Raw genomic sequence first — 15,560 nt, forward strand, 5'->3', positions numbered from 1 at the left:
CCGATACCCTTTTCAAAACGACAGGAAGGGCCGTGGCGTGAAGATCGCGTTCGTCGGGAAGGGCGGCAGCGGCAAGACCACGCTGGCGTCGCTGTTCACCGCGTACCTGGCCGGCGGCGGGAAACCGGTTCTGGCGATCGACGCGGACATCAACCAGCACCTCGCCGTCGCGCTCGGCGCGAGCGAGGAAGAGGCCATCGCGTGGCCGACGCTGGGCGACAACATGGGCCTGATCAAGGAGTACCTGCGCGGCGACAACCCGCGGATCGCGGACGCCGCCTCGATGATCAAGACCACGCCGCCCGGGCGCGGGTCGCGGCTGGTCCGGCCGTTCGAGGACAACCCGATCTTCCAGGCCTGCTTCCGCGAGTTCGGCGGTGTGCGGCTCGGCGTCACCGGGCAGTTCGACGAGGACGATCTGGGCGTCGCCTGCTACCACTCGAAGGTCGGAGCGGCGGAGCTGCTGCTGAACCACATGATCGACGACGCGGGCGAGTACGTGGTCATGGACATGACCGCCGGTGCCGACGCGTTCGCGTCCGGGCTGTTCACGCGGTTCGACGTGACGTTCCTGGTGTGCGAGCCGACCGTGCGCAGCGTCGGCGTGTACCGGCAGTACGCCGACTACGCGCGCGACTTCGGCGTGCGGCTGGTCGTCGTGGGCAACAAGGTCACCGAAGACGAGGACATCGAGTTCCTGCGCGAAGAGGTCGGCGACGCCCTCCTGGGCTGGATGGAGAACTCACGGCACGTCCGCGCCGCCGAACGCGGCCGCGCGCGCCCGATCGGCGAACTCGAGCCGCACAACCTCACGACCCTGGGCTCGATGCTCGCGACCGTCGACGGCGAGCGGCGCGACTGGGCGCGCTACCAGCGGCAGGGCGTCGAGTTCCACCTCCGCAACGCGCGGGCGTGGGGCAGCGGGCGGGCCGGGGAAGACCTCACCGCGCAGGTGGACCCGGAGTTCGTGCTCGGACCGGCGCTGGCGCGGCAGGACGCCTGAGCCGCGGTGCGGCACGTTGCGAAAGCCACTTTCGCAACGTTGAAGGTTGCGAAAGTGGCTTTCGCAACGTGCGCGGAGGTGGGGCGAGCGGCCGGCGCAGGTGCTCGTGAGTGGTCAGGACGGTTCTAACCGTCCTGACCACTCACGAGGGTCAGTCGCCGTTCCACTTGGCGTCTTCGGCGTCGGCCTGCTTCGTGCGTTCCTTGGCGATCTCCAGGGCGCGCCGGGCCGTCGCCTCGTCCGGGTACGGGCCCAGGAGGTCGATGCTCCGGCCTCGTTCCAGGTGCTCGACCTGGTTCGTCTTGGTGTTGAAGTACCAGCCCTGATCCGGGTTCGGGTCGCTCGACATGGGTCAAGCCTGACATCACCCGGACGTCCTGTCATCACTTGCGATAGCGGTAGGGGATCTCCGTGGGATCGCCGGTCGGGCCGAACTCGCCGCCTTCGGGCGGATCCACCTTCGAGCTTTCCGGCACGTTCTCACCGAGTTCGTCGAACCAGCCCCGGTGCATCGGGACGCCGCGCGGCGGGGTCGCCGGTTCGGGCGCCACGGGGATTCCCGGCGGAGGCGACACCGGCTGCGTCGACGGAGGAGCCGGGGGCATCGCGGACGACGGCGGCGTCACGGGCGGCTCCGGCTCGGCTTGCGAGGGCGCGGCGGCGGACGGGGCTTCCGGGGTGGAAGGCGGCGCGCTCACCGGCGGCGGTGTGTGGTTTCCGGGCGGCGGCTGGGTCCTGGTGGGCTGAGGTAGCGGCGGCTGGGCCGACGGCGGCTGAGGAGCGGGTGCTTGGGGCACGGCAGGCTGCTGGGCATGTGCTTGGGGCACAGAAGCTTGAGGCGCCGGTGCTTGAGGCGCAGGCGACTGAGACACAGAAGCCTGAGACGCGGAGGCCTGCGGGGCGGGTGCTTGAGGCGCGGGAGCCTGCGGCGCGGGCGCGGCCATCCCCTGGTTGCCCGGCAACGGCGGCGCGGGCGGACCCGGAGGCGGCGCGACCGTACGCCACACCGGCGCGGGCCCGATGTTCATCGGTGCCGGAGCGCGAGGCGGCTGCCCGGTCGCGGGCGGCGCGGCCTGCGCAGGCGGCGGAGGCGCCTGACGCTGCGCAGGCTTCGGAATCGGGTCCAGGCACGAGACGAGCACCGTCGTGTTCGCCGGGTCCTCGACCTTCCGGCCGCTGCGCTCGCGGTAGATCATCTCGCCTTCGGTGTCCATCTCGACCAGGTAGCCGGCCTCCGCCAGCTGCTCCTCGTCGAGATCGACGAGCTTTTCGTAGCGCGACGGGACCACCCGGTAGATCGGCCAGGCGAGCCGGGCGTTCTCCTGGTGGAACTGGGCCAGCAACGCGGCCATCTGCTGCTGCCAGGGCAGCGACATCCCCTCGGCCAGCGAACGCGGCAACACGACGTAACCGGGATCGACACCCGGCCAGCCCTGGTTCAGCTGGTCGGCCAGCGGCGTGCTCGACGCCGGCCGCGCCGCCTGCCGTGCGGGCTGGGCGGTACCGAAAAGATCGCGGGGGTCGACCTCCGGGCCGCCTCCCGCCGCGGGCTTGCCTCGCCTTCCGAATTTCCGTGCCACGTTCTTCATCCTCTGCCAGTGTGCGGCCGCGTGCCGGTGGACAGGCCGCCACTTCGGGTGAATCCGATGGTCCCGCGATCGCGATACCACGCGCTCACCATGCTAAACGCCAGGACGGACCGCCTGCGCGACCACTTCGGCCTCGTCGAAGGAGAAGTCGCGGATGTGAACCGGCACCCCGGTCTGCTGCGCCTCGACGATCTTGCCGTCGCCCAGGTACATCATCACGTGGTGGATGGTCGCCGGGTTCGACGGCACGGTGGCGAGGAACAGCAGGTCACCCGGCTGCGCCTGCCGCACCGGCAGCATCGCGCCGCCCTTGTACTGGTCACGCGAAACCCGCGGAATGATGATCCCCGCCGACTCGTAGGCCCGCAGCATCAGCCCGGAACAGTCGTAGCTGTTCGGTCCGGTGGCGCCCCAGACGTACGGCTTCCCCTGCTCGGCGAGGGCGAACTTGATGGCCTGCGCGGCCGCCTGGCTCGGCGGCACCACGCTGCCGACGCTCGTGCCGCAGCCGACGACGTCGACGATCTGGCCCTCGTTCTGCACGAGGAGGGCGGCCATCGGCTCCCAGTTGTGGTACCGGTCGGGAAAGCCGGAGCGCTCGACGCGCTGCGCGGCGTCGCCGGGCCGCATGTTCTCCCAGTTCGGCACCGCGAGCAGGACGTCGTAGAACTTGTTGACCTGGTAAGGCGGGTCGGTGACCTGGGCGACGGTGCCCCAGCCCATCGACGGCCGCATCTGGAAGATGCCGAGCGAGTCGCGGTCGCCGTAGGTCAGGTTCCGCAGCTTGGACTCGGTCATCCCGGCCTGGATCGCCACCTGCCACGCGCGCGGGGACAGCGACCGCTGCTTGCCGATCGAGATGATCAGCGCGACGATCCCCTTCTGTTCCTCGTCCAGCTTGTTGATGTCCGAAGAACCGCGATCGGTCTGTCCCGGCAGGGTCGGCCCGATCGACGCGTCGCACGAGGTCTTGACGACCCCGCCCGACTGCGCCTCCACATGGTCGGTCACCACCTTGGTGACCGTGCTCGTGGTGACCACCGCGGCGAAGACCGCGGTGATCAGCACACCGACGATGAGCCCGATCTTCATCGGGTCAGCCCGCTTGGGTGAACTTGGTGACCCGCCATCCCGGGTTCGTCTTGACGACGGTGACCCGGACCTTGGGCCCGTCCGTCGGGACGTCGACCTCCATCGACCCGGCGACCGAGGACGCGACCTTCGGCTCCCCGTTGACCCTGGTCGCGGTGATGTTGGCGGGATCCACCGTCCGCAGATCCGTGGACCAGAACTCGTCGGTGGTGTACGGCTTCAGGCCGCTCAGCCACTGTTCGGTCGTCGTTCCGTCGGGATGGTTCGCCCATGCCGTCACCCACTCCTTGGCGACCCGGACACCGTCCTGGTCAGGTGGCGCGGACGACGGCGGCGGCTGGGTGGTGAGCCTCGGCGGCAACGTCGACGTCACGGTCACCGGCGCCGCGACGCCGGGGCGTGAGGTGGCTGTCGCCGACGAACCCGGCCCACCGGCCGTCGGTCCCGGTTTTCCGATGGCCTTGGGCAGCAGGATGCCCAAGGCGGTGAGCACGACCGCGAGGATCACCAGCGTGCCGACGAGGTGGCGGGGCGAGCGCAACGGCCAGCCCCACAGTCTGCGGTAGACCGCGGTCCGCCCGCGGTTGGTCCGGATCGGCATGGGTCACCGGCCCACAGCGTGGTCTGTGTCGCGGACTTCCTCGCGGACCTCGAGCCCGCGCGAAGGCCGGTACAGCACGAAGACCGGCTTGCCCGCGACGACTTCGGGGTCGACGCGCCGAGGACGCGGAGTGGACGGGCCGGCTTGCACCGGAACGGCACCCGAGTGGTCCGGCGTCGTGTAACCGCCGCCCGCGGTGTTCATCCGCGACGGCACCACGACCGGTTCGGGTTCGTCGCTCCAGCGCCGGTCGGCGACCGGCGAGGTGTCGACCCGGCGGCTCGGCACCTGGATCGGGCTCCGGCCGCCGGAGGTGAACATCGAGTCGCCGGGATTGCCCGCGGACGGGTTGTACTGGCCGAACACGGGAACGCCTCCGCCACCACCGGCGGGCAGCGCGGGCATACCGCCGCCACCGCCGACGGCACCCGGCCACGGCGCTCCCGACCACGCCGCCGCGGGACGGATCGCGCCGGAACCGTTGTCGAGCCGCTGGGAGCTGGCGAAGATCGTCGCCTCGGGCCGGAACCGCCCGCCGCCGACCGTCGCGCCCACGGGGCCGCGGAGGTCGCCGTCGACGACGTCGTCGGTGTCGCGGACGTTCTGCCAGAACGCGTCCTGCGGGGTCGGCTCGTTGTTCTTCTTGCGGAAGCGGGAGAAGAGCCCGCCACGCGGTGAAGGCATCGCGCCGCCGACCATGCCGACGGACATCTCGACCATCTGCCACAGCCGCCGCACGGGACGGCCGACCATGAACAGCAGGACGGTGATGATCGCGGCCAGCACCATCTTCGTCAGCAGGGACAGCGAGTTCCCCGCGGTGAAGATCGCCTCCAGCAGGAGGGTGTGCACCCCGGCCAGCACCGAGAGCACCATGAGGTTGAAGGCGACCGCGCCGACGACCTTCAGGATGCGCTGCATGATCTGCGGCTGGAGCAGCGCGATCAGGCCGATCAGCGGAGCCGTCAGGACGAAGATCCTGATCAGCACCTGCGCGAGCAGCACCGTCGCCTTGGCCAGCAGCTGGAACAGCGAGTAGAAGATCCCCTGGCCCAGCGAAAGGAAACCGGCGCCGACGCGGCTGCCGTCCTCACCGGTGAAGTACCCGGTCGCCGGGCCGAGCTTGGTGGAGATGTCCTTGAACGCCGCCTTCTTGGAGTCGACCAGCGCGGCGTCGGCGTCCCCGCCCTGCTGGATCTGAATCCTGGTGAAGGCCCGCGCGTCCAGGAGGGCCGGACCGTACTGAATCGCCTGCGGCGCGTCCGGGCTGCCGAATTCGCCGCGGAGCCAGTTGTCGTAGACGACGCGGCAGTGCAGTTCGGTCGGGACCCGGTCCCAGGGCTGGCGGGCGGCCACGGCCTCCGGAGTCGCCTGACACGGCTGCGCGGCGGGGGGCTGCGGCTCGGACGACGGCGGGGTCTTGGGCTCGTCGATGAACCCGGCCTGGATGTTGGTCGTGGTCTGCACGATCGCGTTGTCGATCGGATCGAGGAATCTCAGCAGTGCCAAGGAGGACGCGGCCAGCCAGACCGCGGCGAGCCCGAGCAGGGCCCGTTTGCTGACCGCCGCGAGATCGCCGCGCCAGATGTTGCGGAACAACATGATCGACATGATCAGCGCGGCCAGCCCGAACAGCTGCGCGTAGATGTTGTTGTAGACCTTCTCGGCCCCGGCCTTGACGGCGTTGTACAGCGGGCTGAGCAAGCTGCCCTGCATCACCGAGTAGTGCAGCGAGTTCGTGGCACCGACGATGTTCTTGCCGATGTTGAACAGCTGGTTGCCCGCCCAGGTGTCGATCGTCGAGTTGGGCGAGGTGATGCCCGCGAGCGGGCCGCAGTCGGTTTCGAAGGTGTCCCAGACGTGCCCGGCGTATCCGTAGACGTTGTACGGGCTGCCGCCCTCACCGCGGGCGATCGTGGGCGGATCGAGTGCGCCGACCATGCCCGCGCCCGGACGTTCCGGGTTCGGTGCCTCGCCACACGCCGCGGCCGACGCCGCCGGAGCGGTCGCCACGGCCTGCAGGCCCAGGATCACCATGACGACGAACATCGTCGCGCGGCGGCTGGGTCTGGTCTTGCCGGGCCGCGGCCCCTCTTTGAGACGGCGGCGCAGCGCGTGCCAGCCGGCGGCGAACGCGAGAACGAACGCCAGGGTGAGCACCGTGTTCATGCGGCATCCCTGCCGGTGCCACCCTTGCCGGCGCGCGCGTGCTCGCCTTGACCACCGCTACCGTTATGTCCATTTTGGACGGCACCCTGGACCTCGCCCGTCTCCGCGGCGAGCGGGTCCGGGGCGCCCAGCATCTGCTCGTCGGTGAGCCCGACCTCGAGTTCGGCCGCGAGTTCGAGGTCCTCTTCGAGCTCGAAGTCGTCCTCCTCCGGCGGCGAAGCCACGAACGGCTTCTCCTCCGGGACGGCGAGCTCGTTGCCCGGCCTGGACGGTTTGGCGTCGGGCGAACCCGGGGTGGTGTCCATGACCCGGCGCAGGTGCTCCAGGTGCGGGCCGGAGAAGTCGACGCGGATCCGCTCCACGCCGCCGGCGCCGTCACCGAAGATGAACTGCCGCGGCTCGACGTCGCGCTGGAGATCGCGTGACGACCCGGGGCGGCGGCCCAGCGCCGCGACGACCTGTTCGTAGCCGACACCGACCGGGACCTTCAGCAGGCGCAGCGCGTCGGCCTGGGCGTCGTCGTCGTCGAGACGGCCGACGAACACCGAGTCCAGCAGCGCCACGAAACCCTGGATCTTCAGGAAGTCCGCGGGGATCTGCGAGGACAGCAGGACACGGACGTTCCACTTTCGCGAGTCACGGGCGAAGCGGTTCATCAGCACGCGGCCGGTCGGGACCTCGGAGAGGAAGAACGCCTCGTCGATCCAGACGCCCTTGCGCAATTCCTTCGGCTTCTCGTACACCGACCGCTGCGTCAGCCACGCGGCGAGGTTCAGCATCTCGACGCCGAGGGATTCCGCGTCCGTCCAGTACTCGCGCGGGACGCCGTCCTTGGGCAGGGTCAGCCCCGCCATGGTCAGCACGGTCATCCGGTCGTCGCGGGTCTCGGCGTACGGGTCCGCGTCGCTCTCCGGGATGAGCAGCGCCATCCGCTCGCGCATCTCGTCGAGGAAGTCCGCGACGACGACGGCGTGCTCGTGGTGCTCGCTGGAGTCGCGCCGCAGGGCGTCGATGACCTGGCCCGGGTCGGCGTCGAACCGGCCGCCGACGGCGCGGACGGCGCGCAGCAGCACGATCCGGGTCTGCGCCATCCGCGAGACCTCGTACGGCAAGACGCCGGTGAGGACGTCGAGGACGAGACGGCGGCGAGTCGCGCCCGCGAGGGCCTTCTCCCGCCGCCAGGAGCGCTCTGGGTCGTCCTCGTCCATGAAGTGCTCGAGCTGCGGCTCGGCGACCACGCGGTACGGGTTGAGGATGCCGGGCTGCGCGTTGAGCAGGTTGATCGGCCGCGCGTACGGACGCAGCTCGGGCAGGTCGCACAGGCGCGACAGCGGGCCCGAAGGGTCGAGGATCGTCCAGTGCGCGCCCGCGCGGAGCGTCTTGTAGACGATGCCGCCGCCGAGGAACGACTTACCGCCACCGAGGCCCGCAACCATCGCGGTCAGCCCCGAACCGTCGCGGATCTCCTGCGCCATCCACGGGTCCCACGCCACCGGGCGCCGGGTCGCGGTCACTGTCTCGCCGAGCAGGATGCCGCGGCGGTCGCCCACCTCGGCCGTCGCGGTCGGCACGGACGACGCCGCCCACACGACCGAACCGCGGCGCATGTACGCGGCCGAAGCCAGCGGCTCGCCGGGGATGAACTCGCGGGCCAGCGCGTACTGGGCCTCGGGATGCTCGACGGCGATCTTCGGCTTGTAGAGGTCGAGGAGCTGCTGGGCGAGGCGCAGCGCGTCCCGCTCCGTCGGCCCCGACACCGCGAGCCGCCACCACGACCGCACGCGGGTGGCCAGCGCGGTGAAGCCCGACGTCATCTCGTCGTCGATCTCCAGCACCCGGCCCGCCTGGCGCGCCAGTGACTGCGGCGGCTCCAGCTCGTGCTCGTCGGTGTAGTGCTTGACCTGCGAACGCACCTTGTTCATCTGGCGCTGCAGCTCACCGGCGACCTCTTCCGGGCGCCGGACGTAGATCCGCGCGGACACCTCGACCGCGGCGGGCAGCCGGTCCGCGTGCTGGATCCACGGGTCGTCGACCTCGGGGATCTGCAGGCCGTGCATCTGGCCGACGGTGAGGACGGCGAGATGCCGCGAGACCCCGGCGTTCGACCCCGTGCGGCCACGGACGGTCACCGTCGGCGCGTACGGCTCGGCGTGGAAATCCGCCGCGTCGGTGAAGCTGGCGAGGTCCTCTGGCTCCCAGGCCGCGCCGGGGACCGCGGGCATGTTGCGCGGCGCGGGCAGGCCCAGCGAGCACGAACGGTGCATCAGCCAGGACATCTCCTCGGCGTGCACCGGACGGCCTTCGAGACCGGCCGAGCCGATCACCTGGTCGAGGTGCTCGACCTCGGAATCGAGCGCGGCCAGCTCGGCGTCGACGGCCTCCGGCAGGATCTTGCGCAGCACCGGGGCGGCGCTCTCGACCGCGCGGTCGATCATCCGCCTGGTCTGCACCTGGACGCCGAGGTAGACCTCTTTTTCGGCCATCGAGCGGCCCATGAGCTGCTGCTGCTCGCCGATGAGGTAGTCGTCGAAGGACAGCGCGCCCTGGACGTCCTGTGGACGGCCGACGGCGTTGTGCACGTGGGCCTCGGCCCACATGCGGATCGGGTACGGCCGGTTGGTCACGCGCAGGTGCAGCCAGCGGCCCTGGAGCTCCGCGTACTGGCCGGCGATCGCCGCGATCAGGTCGCGGCGCTGCGAGTCCGACCGGAACGACCAGCGCTGCGGCGCGAGCCGGTACCAGGCGTACACCTCATAACCGGTGCGTAACAGGTGCCCGTCGATGCTTCGCGCCGCGATGGACGGGGTATAGGAGGGTATGGCCGCCTCGCCGGGCAGCCTCCTCCCCTTGCCGGCCTTCTTGGGCTGCGCGGAGCGGACCTGCTGGGGCGGGTGCCAGGCCCCTTGCTGCAGATCTCGATCACGTTTTCCTCGGCTTCCGCCGCGACCGAACAACGACTACCTCCCGGCCCGAGCCGCGGGGCGGCTCCGACGCGCTCGTGGTGTTCCCTGAGCTCCGGCGCCGCCGCCGTAGCCGTGGTGCTGGTACTGCCGTCTCCTGCGGTGCTTCGGTAGCGGGCGGTTCGCCCGTACCCGGACGCGGGATGCGCTGGCGGCGCCACCCGTGCCCGTGGTCCGTTCTCTTGGTGTGTTGAGCTCTTTCGCCGCCATCGCGGCCACGGCGCCCAGCGGGCGCTCGTGGCTGATCTTGGCCGTGATCAATCTGGTGATCACAATTGTGGCGACGAAGGCCCAGGCGGTCGAGAAGAACCCGAAGCTCCAGCCCGCCCACCGTTCGACGGTGAGCACGAGCAGGAAGACCGGGATACCGACGAGCCACGCGACGTAGCGGGCTCTCCAGGGAAAAGTCGCTTTCGGCGGGCCGAGCCACACGGCGTCGACCCGGTAAACCTCGTCATCGGTCCGGATACGCAACGCGAGCCCTCAGCCTGTGAAGAGGCCGGCGATCCACTGGCCCACGTTGACTCCGGCGCCGCTCACCGCCAGGCCGATGATCGCCAGCGCGATCACGACACCGGCGAGTCGGCGCATGACACCCGCGTTGTCCCCTTTGCCACCGCCCAGCCACAGCAGGAGGAGCGCGACGGCCAGCAGCACCAGGGGGATGATGTTGTCGATCAGCCAGGTGCGGACGTTGCCGGTGCCGAGCTCTCCGCCCTGGGCCAGCGTGTCGAGGGTGGTCATGGTCATCATCGCATTACTCCCGGTGCGCGGAGAGGGGGATCGCGCGGTTCTGGCTCGGTGGTGCTTCGAACATCATGGCGTCACGAGGCGTAGTGGTCAAAGCGCGCTCTGTAGATGTCGTTTTGTCTACAGTTCACAGAGCGAGGCACAGCACCACGACCATCCTCGGTCTCCATCATCGTTGCAAGGGTCGTCTGGATTAACCCCGGCCACCCGTATTTCGCAGTGTGCTGACGGCCTCACTCGCTTGCGAGGCATCTTGCTCACTGTGAGTACGGGTCGGCCGCGGAGATTTCGGCCTCGACCAGTGTGACATGACTCGTTCGGTGGCTTCTCCCGAGTCCGCTGGGTGAACACGTATTCGACAAAAAACATGAGTGCCGATCAAGCGAAAGTCACGCTTCCGTTACCCAAAGCGAAATCAGGGGCGGCATTTTCACTACATAGCGTGATTATCGGCCCGTGGAGAACACATTCGCGGGAAAAGCGCCCGCTTCGACGGCCCGGCGGCTCAAAGGCCCGCACAGCTCGTGAAGCCGCTTCGTCTTCTCCTCGCCGAGGTGCTCCCAAGGCCCCGTCGACGCCGCGTTCGTGGCGACTTCGAGCCGTTCGCGAAGATCGTTCCCGGCCTCGGTCAGGCCGCCCTGGTCGTCCAGGATGCCCTGTTCGCGGAGTTTGGCCGCCGCGTCGTCCCACTGCTGTTCGCTCCAGCCGCGGGACTCCTTGGCCGCGGCGGGCAGGAACCCCTTGCCGGTGGCGGTGTGCGTGACGAGGGCGGCGAGCCCGTCGAGCCCGTTGGCGACGAGCGCGGCGATGTGCCCGTCGCCGCGATGCTCGCGCAGGAGGGTGATGGCGTGCCACAGGACGAGATGCGGCTCGCTCGGCCAGTCGAGCCCCGCGTGCCCGGCGAACAGGGGACGGCCGTCGACCTGGCAGCCGCCGGTCGCCTCGCGGGCGAGCTCCGCCGCTTCGGCGACCTCTTCGGAACCGAGCGTCTCCTTGCCGAGCAGCCGGGTGAGCGTCGCGTCGACGGCTTCGAACCGGGCCTCGATGATCTTTTCGGGCGTGGCCAGCGTCCACGCGCGCGGGATGTGGCGGGCGACGAGTTCGGGGTTGAAGTTGTAGAAGGTCGCCGCGACGACGCCGGGTCCCACCGCGCCCATCGGCGCCGCGCGGCCCGCGAAGTACGTCATGCGCCCTGGGCGGAGGCCCACGCCGGTGAGCGCGGCTTCCGTCTCGGGGGCGAAGTAGGTAAGGGAATGCAGTACATCGAACGTTCCGCGGAACCGTCCCGTGACGCGACTCGCTTCACCCATGAGGGCAGCCTACCGACAAGTAGTGACGGGCGCAGCGTCCGAAGGGGCGGCGGCGGGAGCAAGGGACCTTTGCTATCACTTCCGCAGGTCGGGCGCGGGTCGAGGTGGTCGTGAGTGGCGTTTCGGGTTCTAACCCGAAACGCCACTCACGACCACCCCGGCCCACCGCTCACCGCCGCCGGAGTCCGTGAAGGCCTCCTTCCTTACCCTCAAGGTAGGTAAGGAGGTCTTCACGGGCCTACCGCCCATCTCGGGGAGTACATGAAGGCCCCCTTCCTTGCGCCTGGCGCAAGGAAGGGGGCCTTCATGTACTTGGGCGGCCACAGGGGCGGCCGTGCCCGTCGCGGGTCGGCGCCCAGCCGCGAGAGAAAAAGAAGTACGGACGAGCCGGCGTGTAAGCCGGATCCTGTCCCCGCCCCGCCTTGCGGCGGCACGGGTGGCGGCCATCCATCTAGGCCCGCCGTCGCCGGCGGGCTCGAGCGGCCTACCCGCAGGCTCGGGCGGGCAGCCCTCGATCGCCTGCGCAGGAGCCTCGCGGCTCCCTCTTGGCCTTGCTCCGGGTGGGGTTTACCTAGCCGTCCTGGTCACCCAGGACGCTGGTGGTCTCTTACACCACCGTTTCACCCTTACCCCCGCCCGCGAAACGAGCGGAGGCGGTCTGTTTTCTGTGGCACTGTCCCGCGGGTCGCCCCGGGTTGCCGTTAACAACCACCCTGCCCTGTGGAGTCCGGACTTTCCTCGAACCGGTTTCCCGGCTCGCGGCCGCCCCGCCGACTCGTCCGTCGGCGAATCCTACTGCACGGGTCCGGGCAGGCAGTTCAGGTTGCGCCGCCCGTCGGGCTGGACGACGAACCACAGGTGGTCGGTGCCCTGGCCGGTCCATTCGCCGGGTCGCGCGTTGGCGAACTTGTAGAGCGGCCAGCCCGCCAAGGTCACCTGTTCGGCGCCTTCGGGACGCTTGATGGTGTCGACGAGCGCCGGGTCGATGCCGGTCACCGAGGGCGTGCCGCTGGTCGTGACGGGCGTCCACACGACGGCGCAGTCCCCGAGGCACGCCGAGCGGGCCTTGTGCGGATCGTCGCGTTCGTAGCGGAAGAGGACGGCACCGGTCTCGTCGAGGACGGCCTGCCCCATCCGGGTCATATAGACGGCGGTGAGCCGCGTCCCGGCCGGGGTGCTGGGCGGTGAGGTACCGGGGGACGACGGCACCCGCGGGCCGGGGAGGGCTTCGGTGACCGGAGCCTGAGCCGTCCGCGACGCGGGTTCAGCCGCCTGCCACCACATCGCGGCCCCCACGACGAGCGCCGCGATGACGACGAGCATGGTCAACCGCGATCGGCGCATCAGGCGTCTCCTGTTCTCCCGGGTGGCTGACGGGGTTCTGCTCCGCGATCTCGTTGGTCCAGTGGAGGACGGCGGACGGGCTGTCGAGGCCGACGACACCGACGAGCCGCCCCTTGCGGACGAATCCGGTGACGGGCCGTTCACCGCCGACGGGTGAAGCGAGCGCGACGGTGTCGGTGCCGAGCTTCGGGATGCCCCCCGCCTGGATCCGCATGCCGTGCTGTTCGGACCAGAACCGCGGCACCGGCGCGAACGGACGCGATGCCTGCGGGCCGGCGAGCAGGTTCTCCGCGGCCGCGCGGCCCATTTCGACGGCGTTGAGCCAGTGTTCGACCCGTCTCGGCGTCTCGTCGAAGCGCAGGTTCGGCCACTGCGCGACGTCACCGGCGGCGACCATGTTGCCCATCCCGAGCACGTGACAGGTCGGCGAGCAGACGACGCCGTCGTCGAGCGGCAGCTTCGAGCCGCGCAGCCACGAGATCGACGGCACGGTCCCGACGGCCACGACGACACACGAGACGTCCAGGATCCAGCCGTCGGACGAGCGCAGCCGCAGGCCGTTCGCCGTGGTCTGCCAGCTGTCGACGGACGCGCCCAGCGCCAGCCGCACCCCTCGCGACCGGTGCAGCGCCGAGAGTTTCTGCCCGATGTGCTTGCCGACGACCTCGCCGAGCAGATGCGCCGATCGGCCGACGATGGTGACCTCCCGGCCGATCTCGCGAAGGCTCGCCGCGACCTCGCAGCCGATGAACCCGCTGCCCAGCACCGCGACGGGCCCGCTGTCGGCGGCCAGGTTGTCGCGCAGTTCCGCGGCGTCGGCGAGTGTCCTGACCACGACCACCCGCGGATGTCCGTGCGGCACACCGGAAAGGCGCCGCGGTTCGACGCCGCTGGCGATGACGAGCCCGTCGTAGTGCAGTTCCTCCGCCCCGGGCAGATGGACGACCTGGCGACCCGGCTGAAGGTGGGTCGCCGGGGTGTTGAACCGCCATTCGGCGTCGATCTCGCCGGGCCGGGCGAGCGGCATTTCCGCCGGATGGGTGGCTCCGGTCAGCAGTTGCTTCGACAACGCCGGGCGGTGGTACGGCAGCTCCGGCTCGTTGCCGACGATCACCAGTTCGCCGTCGAACCGCAGTTCCCGCAACCGTTCCGCGCACCGCAGGCCGGCCAGCCCGCCGCCGACCACGACGATCCGTTCGCTCATCGTTCCGCCCCCTGTAATCGGATCGCCCGCATCGGACAGGCTCTGGCCGCGGCTTGCACGAGCGGCATCTGTTTGGCCCCGGGTTTCCGGAGGTAGTGCAGCTGGCCGTCGTGTGTGAGCTGGAAGACCTTCGGCGCTTCGGCTTGGCAGATGGCGTAGCGGTGGCATTTCTTGTCGTCGACGGAGATCCGGACCGGTCGCGCCCGGCCGGCGCCGCCTTCGAGCAGCCCCAGCCACACCAGCGCCCGCGGCGGGAGCACCCGGAGCACGGTGAGCACGACGGCGGGGGTGAGCACGGTGATCCCGCCGAGCCAGACCGTCGCGAGGTTCCCGTTCGCCGCCGCGCCGAGCCAGGAGTGGATCGCCAGCAGGCCGACCGCGAAGTAGCCGGCCTGATGGAACCGCTGCCCGCGGCGATCGGTCACCCCGCGGCGCACCGCGGCGGTGATCGAGACGGCGACGAACAGCTCCAGCCCGACGACTCCCGCCGCGTGCCGCGCTACCCCGCCGCCCGCGAACGGGATCAGCAGCGCGAGCACACCGAACGAGTCGTCGTCGAGGAACAGATAGGACAGTCCGTGGACGGCGCCGGTGGCGAGACTGAACGTCGCGAACACGACGTGACCGCCGCGCAACGCCTCGTGGCCGGTGACGCGCCTGATCCAGCCGGTGGCGCTCAGCACGCCCCACACCAGCGTCAGGCACATCGTCACGTAGGCGAACCGGGCCGACAGGGCGGCGATGTCCCGCACCCCGCTGTCGTGCGGCGACGGGGCCGGGATCACCGCCAGGAGCGAGGCCGTCATGCTCGCCCGCCCGGCACGCCGAGAAACCGCACGAGCCCGAAGGTCGCCCCGCCGGCGATCCCCACCATGAGCATGCCGAGCGCGATGTCGCCGCCGTCGAGGTCGTTGCCGCCACCCGGAGCGACCATCAGCGAGGTGGTCTCGGCGATACCGGTGCTTTCGAGCAGGGTCATCTGCCGCATGACGGTGTCGACGGCGGTCTGGGCGAACGACCGCATCGCGTCGTCGCGGGTGGCGGCCCGGACGTGGGAGGCGAGACCGAAGATGCTCCCGTGCGCGGCACGGGCGCGGTTGACGTACAGCCGGTCGAAGTCGGCACCGGCGGCACCGGTGATCTCGTCGGCCCACGAGCGCTGTTCTGCGGTGGGTTCGCCGGGCAGTTCGACCCGGACCTTCGAAGCGAGTGCGCGGACCTGCGTGTCGAGACGGTCGTGGTCGTCGGCGAGTTTGCGGCCGACCTCGCGGACCCGCTGGGCGCTCCCGCGCTGTTCCGCCTGACGGCTCACCGGGCCTTCCCACAAACCGGCTTGGCGTACCCGGACAAGGAGCTCCCGATCATGGGAGTCGATTTCCGCGAAGGCATGGGCCGGCGTTCCCAGCCATATCACCATGCAGCCGATCACCACTCCGAGAAGTCGATAGATCATTTCACCCGTCCCCGTCCGAGATATGCCTCACTGGGAGTACGGCGAACCGGAGCGGCCGGTTCGATCTCCACTGCCGCACGCAGTG

The 15,560-nt window shown here is 70.1% G+C and carries 14 protein-coding genes and 1 other RNA gene; 1 reads left to right on the forward strand and 14 read right to left on the reverse strand.

Annotated elements, in window-relative coordinates:
• Positions 1 to 37 precede the first annotated feature (37 nt).
• Positions 38 to 1,003 (forward strand): ATP-binding protein, encoded by a 966-nt coding sequence (locus NQK81_RS16950; RefSeq protein WP_257488966.1) that lies wholly within the window; start codon positions 38 to 40, stop codon positions 1,001 to 1,003.
• Between the two features lie 151 nt (positions 1,004 to 1,154).
• On the opposite strand, the gene NQK81_RS16955 is transcribed toward NQK81_RS16950, so the two are convergent.
• The 14 genes from NQK81_RS16955 to NQK81_RS17020 form a co-directional block, all read right to left on the reverse strand.
• The gene (locus NQK81_RS16955; RefSeq protein WP_007035345.1) at positions 1,155 to 1,352 is read right to left on the reverse strand and encodes a hypothetical protein; all 198 of its coding nucleotides are present in this window, start codon (positions 1,350 to 1,352) and stop codon (positions 1,155 to 1,157) included.
• A gap of 34 nt (positions 1,353 to 1,386) precedes the next feature.
• The gene (locus NQK81_RS16960; RefSeq protein ID WP_257488967.1) at positions 1,387 to 2,583 is read right to left on the reverse strand and encodes a hypothetical protein; all 1,197 of its coding nucleotides are present in this window, start codon (positions 2,581 to 2,583) and stop codon (positions 1,387 to 1,389) included.
• A gap of 102 nt (positions 2,584 to 2,685) precedes the next feature.
• Positions 2,686 to 3,684, reverse strand: a complete 999-nt coding sequence (locus NQK81_RS16965) for a C40 family peptidase (protein WP_126736531.1) — start codon at positions 3,682 to 3,684, stop codon at positions 2,686 to 2,688.
• Between the two features lie 4 nt (positions 3,685 to 3,688).
• Complete coding sequence (locus NQK81_RS16970) at positions 3,689 to 4,285, reverse strand: hypothetical protein (RefSeq protein WP_126736532.1); 597 nt, start codon at positions 4,283 to 4,285, stop codon at positions 3,689 to 3,691.
• A 3-nt stretch (positions 4,286 to 4,288) separates the two neighbouring features.
• The gene (locus tag NQK81_RS16975) at positions 4,289 to 6,454 is read right to left on the reverse strand and encodes a magnesium transporter (protein ID WP_257488968.1); all 2,166 of its coding nucleotides are present in this window, start codon (positions 6,452 to 6,454) and stop codon (positions 4,289 to 4,291) included.
• On the reverse strand, positions 6,451 to 9,408 hold the full coding sequence (locus NQK81_RS16980) for an ATP-binding protein (RefSeq protein ID WP_126736534.1): 2,958 nt from the start codon (positions 9,406 to 9,408) through the stop codon (positions 6,451 to 6,453). The genes NQK81_RS16975 and NQK81_RS16980 overlap by 4 nt, the downstream gene beginning before the upstream one ends.
• A 3-nt stretch (positions 9,409 to 9,411) precedes the next feature.
• On the reverse strand, positions 9,412 to 9,888 hold the full coding sequence (locus NQK81_RS16985) for a hypothetical protein (RefSeq protein WP_076153445.1): 477 nt from the start codon (positions 9,886 to 9,888) through the stop codon (positions 9,412 to 9,414).
• A gap of 9 nt (positions 9,889 to 9,897) precedes the next feature.
• Positions 9,898 to 10,167 (reverse strand): hypothetical protein, encoded by a 270-nt coding sequence (locus NQK81_RS16990; RefSeq protein ID WP_126736535.1) that lies wholly within the window; start codon positions 10,165 to 10,167, stop codon positions 9,898 to 9,900.
• 443 nt (positions 10,168 to 10,610) lie between these two features.
• Positions 10,611 to 11,474 carry an SCO6745 family protein gene (locus NQK81_RS16995; RefSeq protein WP_257488969.1) on the reverse strand — a complete coding sequence of 288 codons (864 nt, stop codon included), beginning with the start codon at positions 11,472 to 11,474 and terminating at the stop codon, positions 10,611 to 10,613.
• Positions 11,475 to 11,853: 379 nt separating this feature from the next.
• An RNA gene (gene rnpB / locus NQK81_RS17000) (RNase P RNA component class A) lies at positions 11,854 to 12,252 on the reverse strand.
• A gap of 14 nt (positions 12,253 to 12,266) precedes the next feature.
• Entirely contained in the window at positions 12,267 to 12,818 is a 552-nt protein-coding gene (locus NQK81_RS17005; protein WP_257488970.1) for a COG4315 family predicted lipoprotein, read from the reverse strand.
• A complete protein-coding gene (locus NQK81_RS17010) occupies positions 12,739 to 14,022 on the reverse strand; it encodes an NAD(P)/FAD-dependent oxidoreductase (RefSeq protein WP_257488971.1) in 1,284 nt (427 codons plus the stop codon). Before NQK81_RS17010 ends, NQK81_RS17005 begins: the two co-directional genes overlap by 80 nt.
• Positions 14,019 to 14,828, reverse strand: a complete 810-nt coding sequence (locus NQK81_RS17015; RefSeq protein WP_257488972.1) for a ferredoxin — start codon at positions 14,826 to 14,828, stop codon at positions 14,019 to 14,021. Before NQK81_RS17015 ends, NQK81_RS17010 begins: the two co-directional genes overlap by 4 nt.
• Positions 14,825 to 15,475 (reverse strand): DUF4142 domain-containing protein, encoded by a 651-nt coding sequence (locus tag NQK81_RS17020; RefSeq protein ID WP_257488973.1) that lies wholly within the window; start codon positions 15,473 to 15,475, stop codon positions 14,825 to 14,827. Before NQK81_RS17020 ends, NQK81_RS17015 begins: the two co-directional genes overlap by 4 nt.
• Positions 15,476 to 15,560 lie beyond the last annotated feature (85 nt).

It is taken from the genome of Amycolatopsis roodepoortensis (assembly GCF_024628825.1).
Lineage (GTDB): Bacteria > Actinomycetota > Actinomycetes > Mycobacteriales > Pseudonocardiaceae > Amycolatopsis > Amycolatopsis roodepoortensis.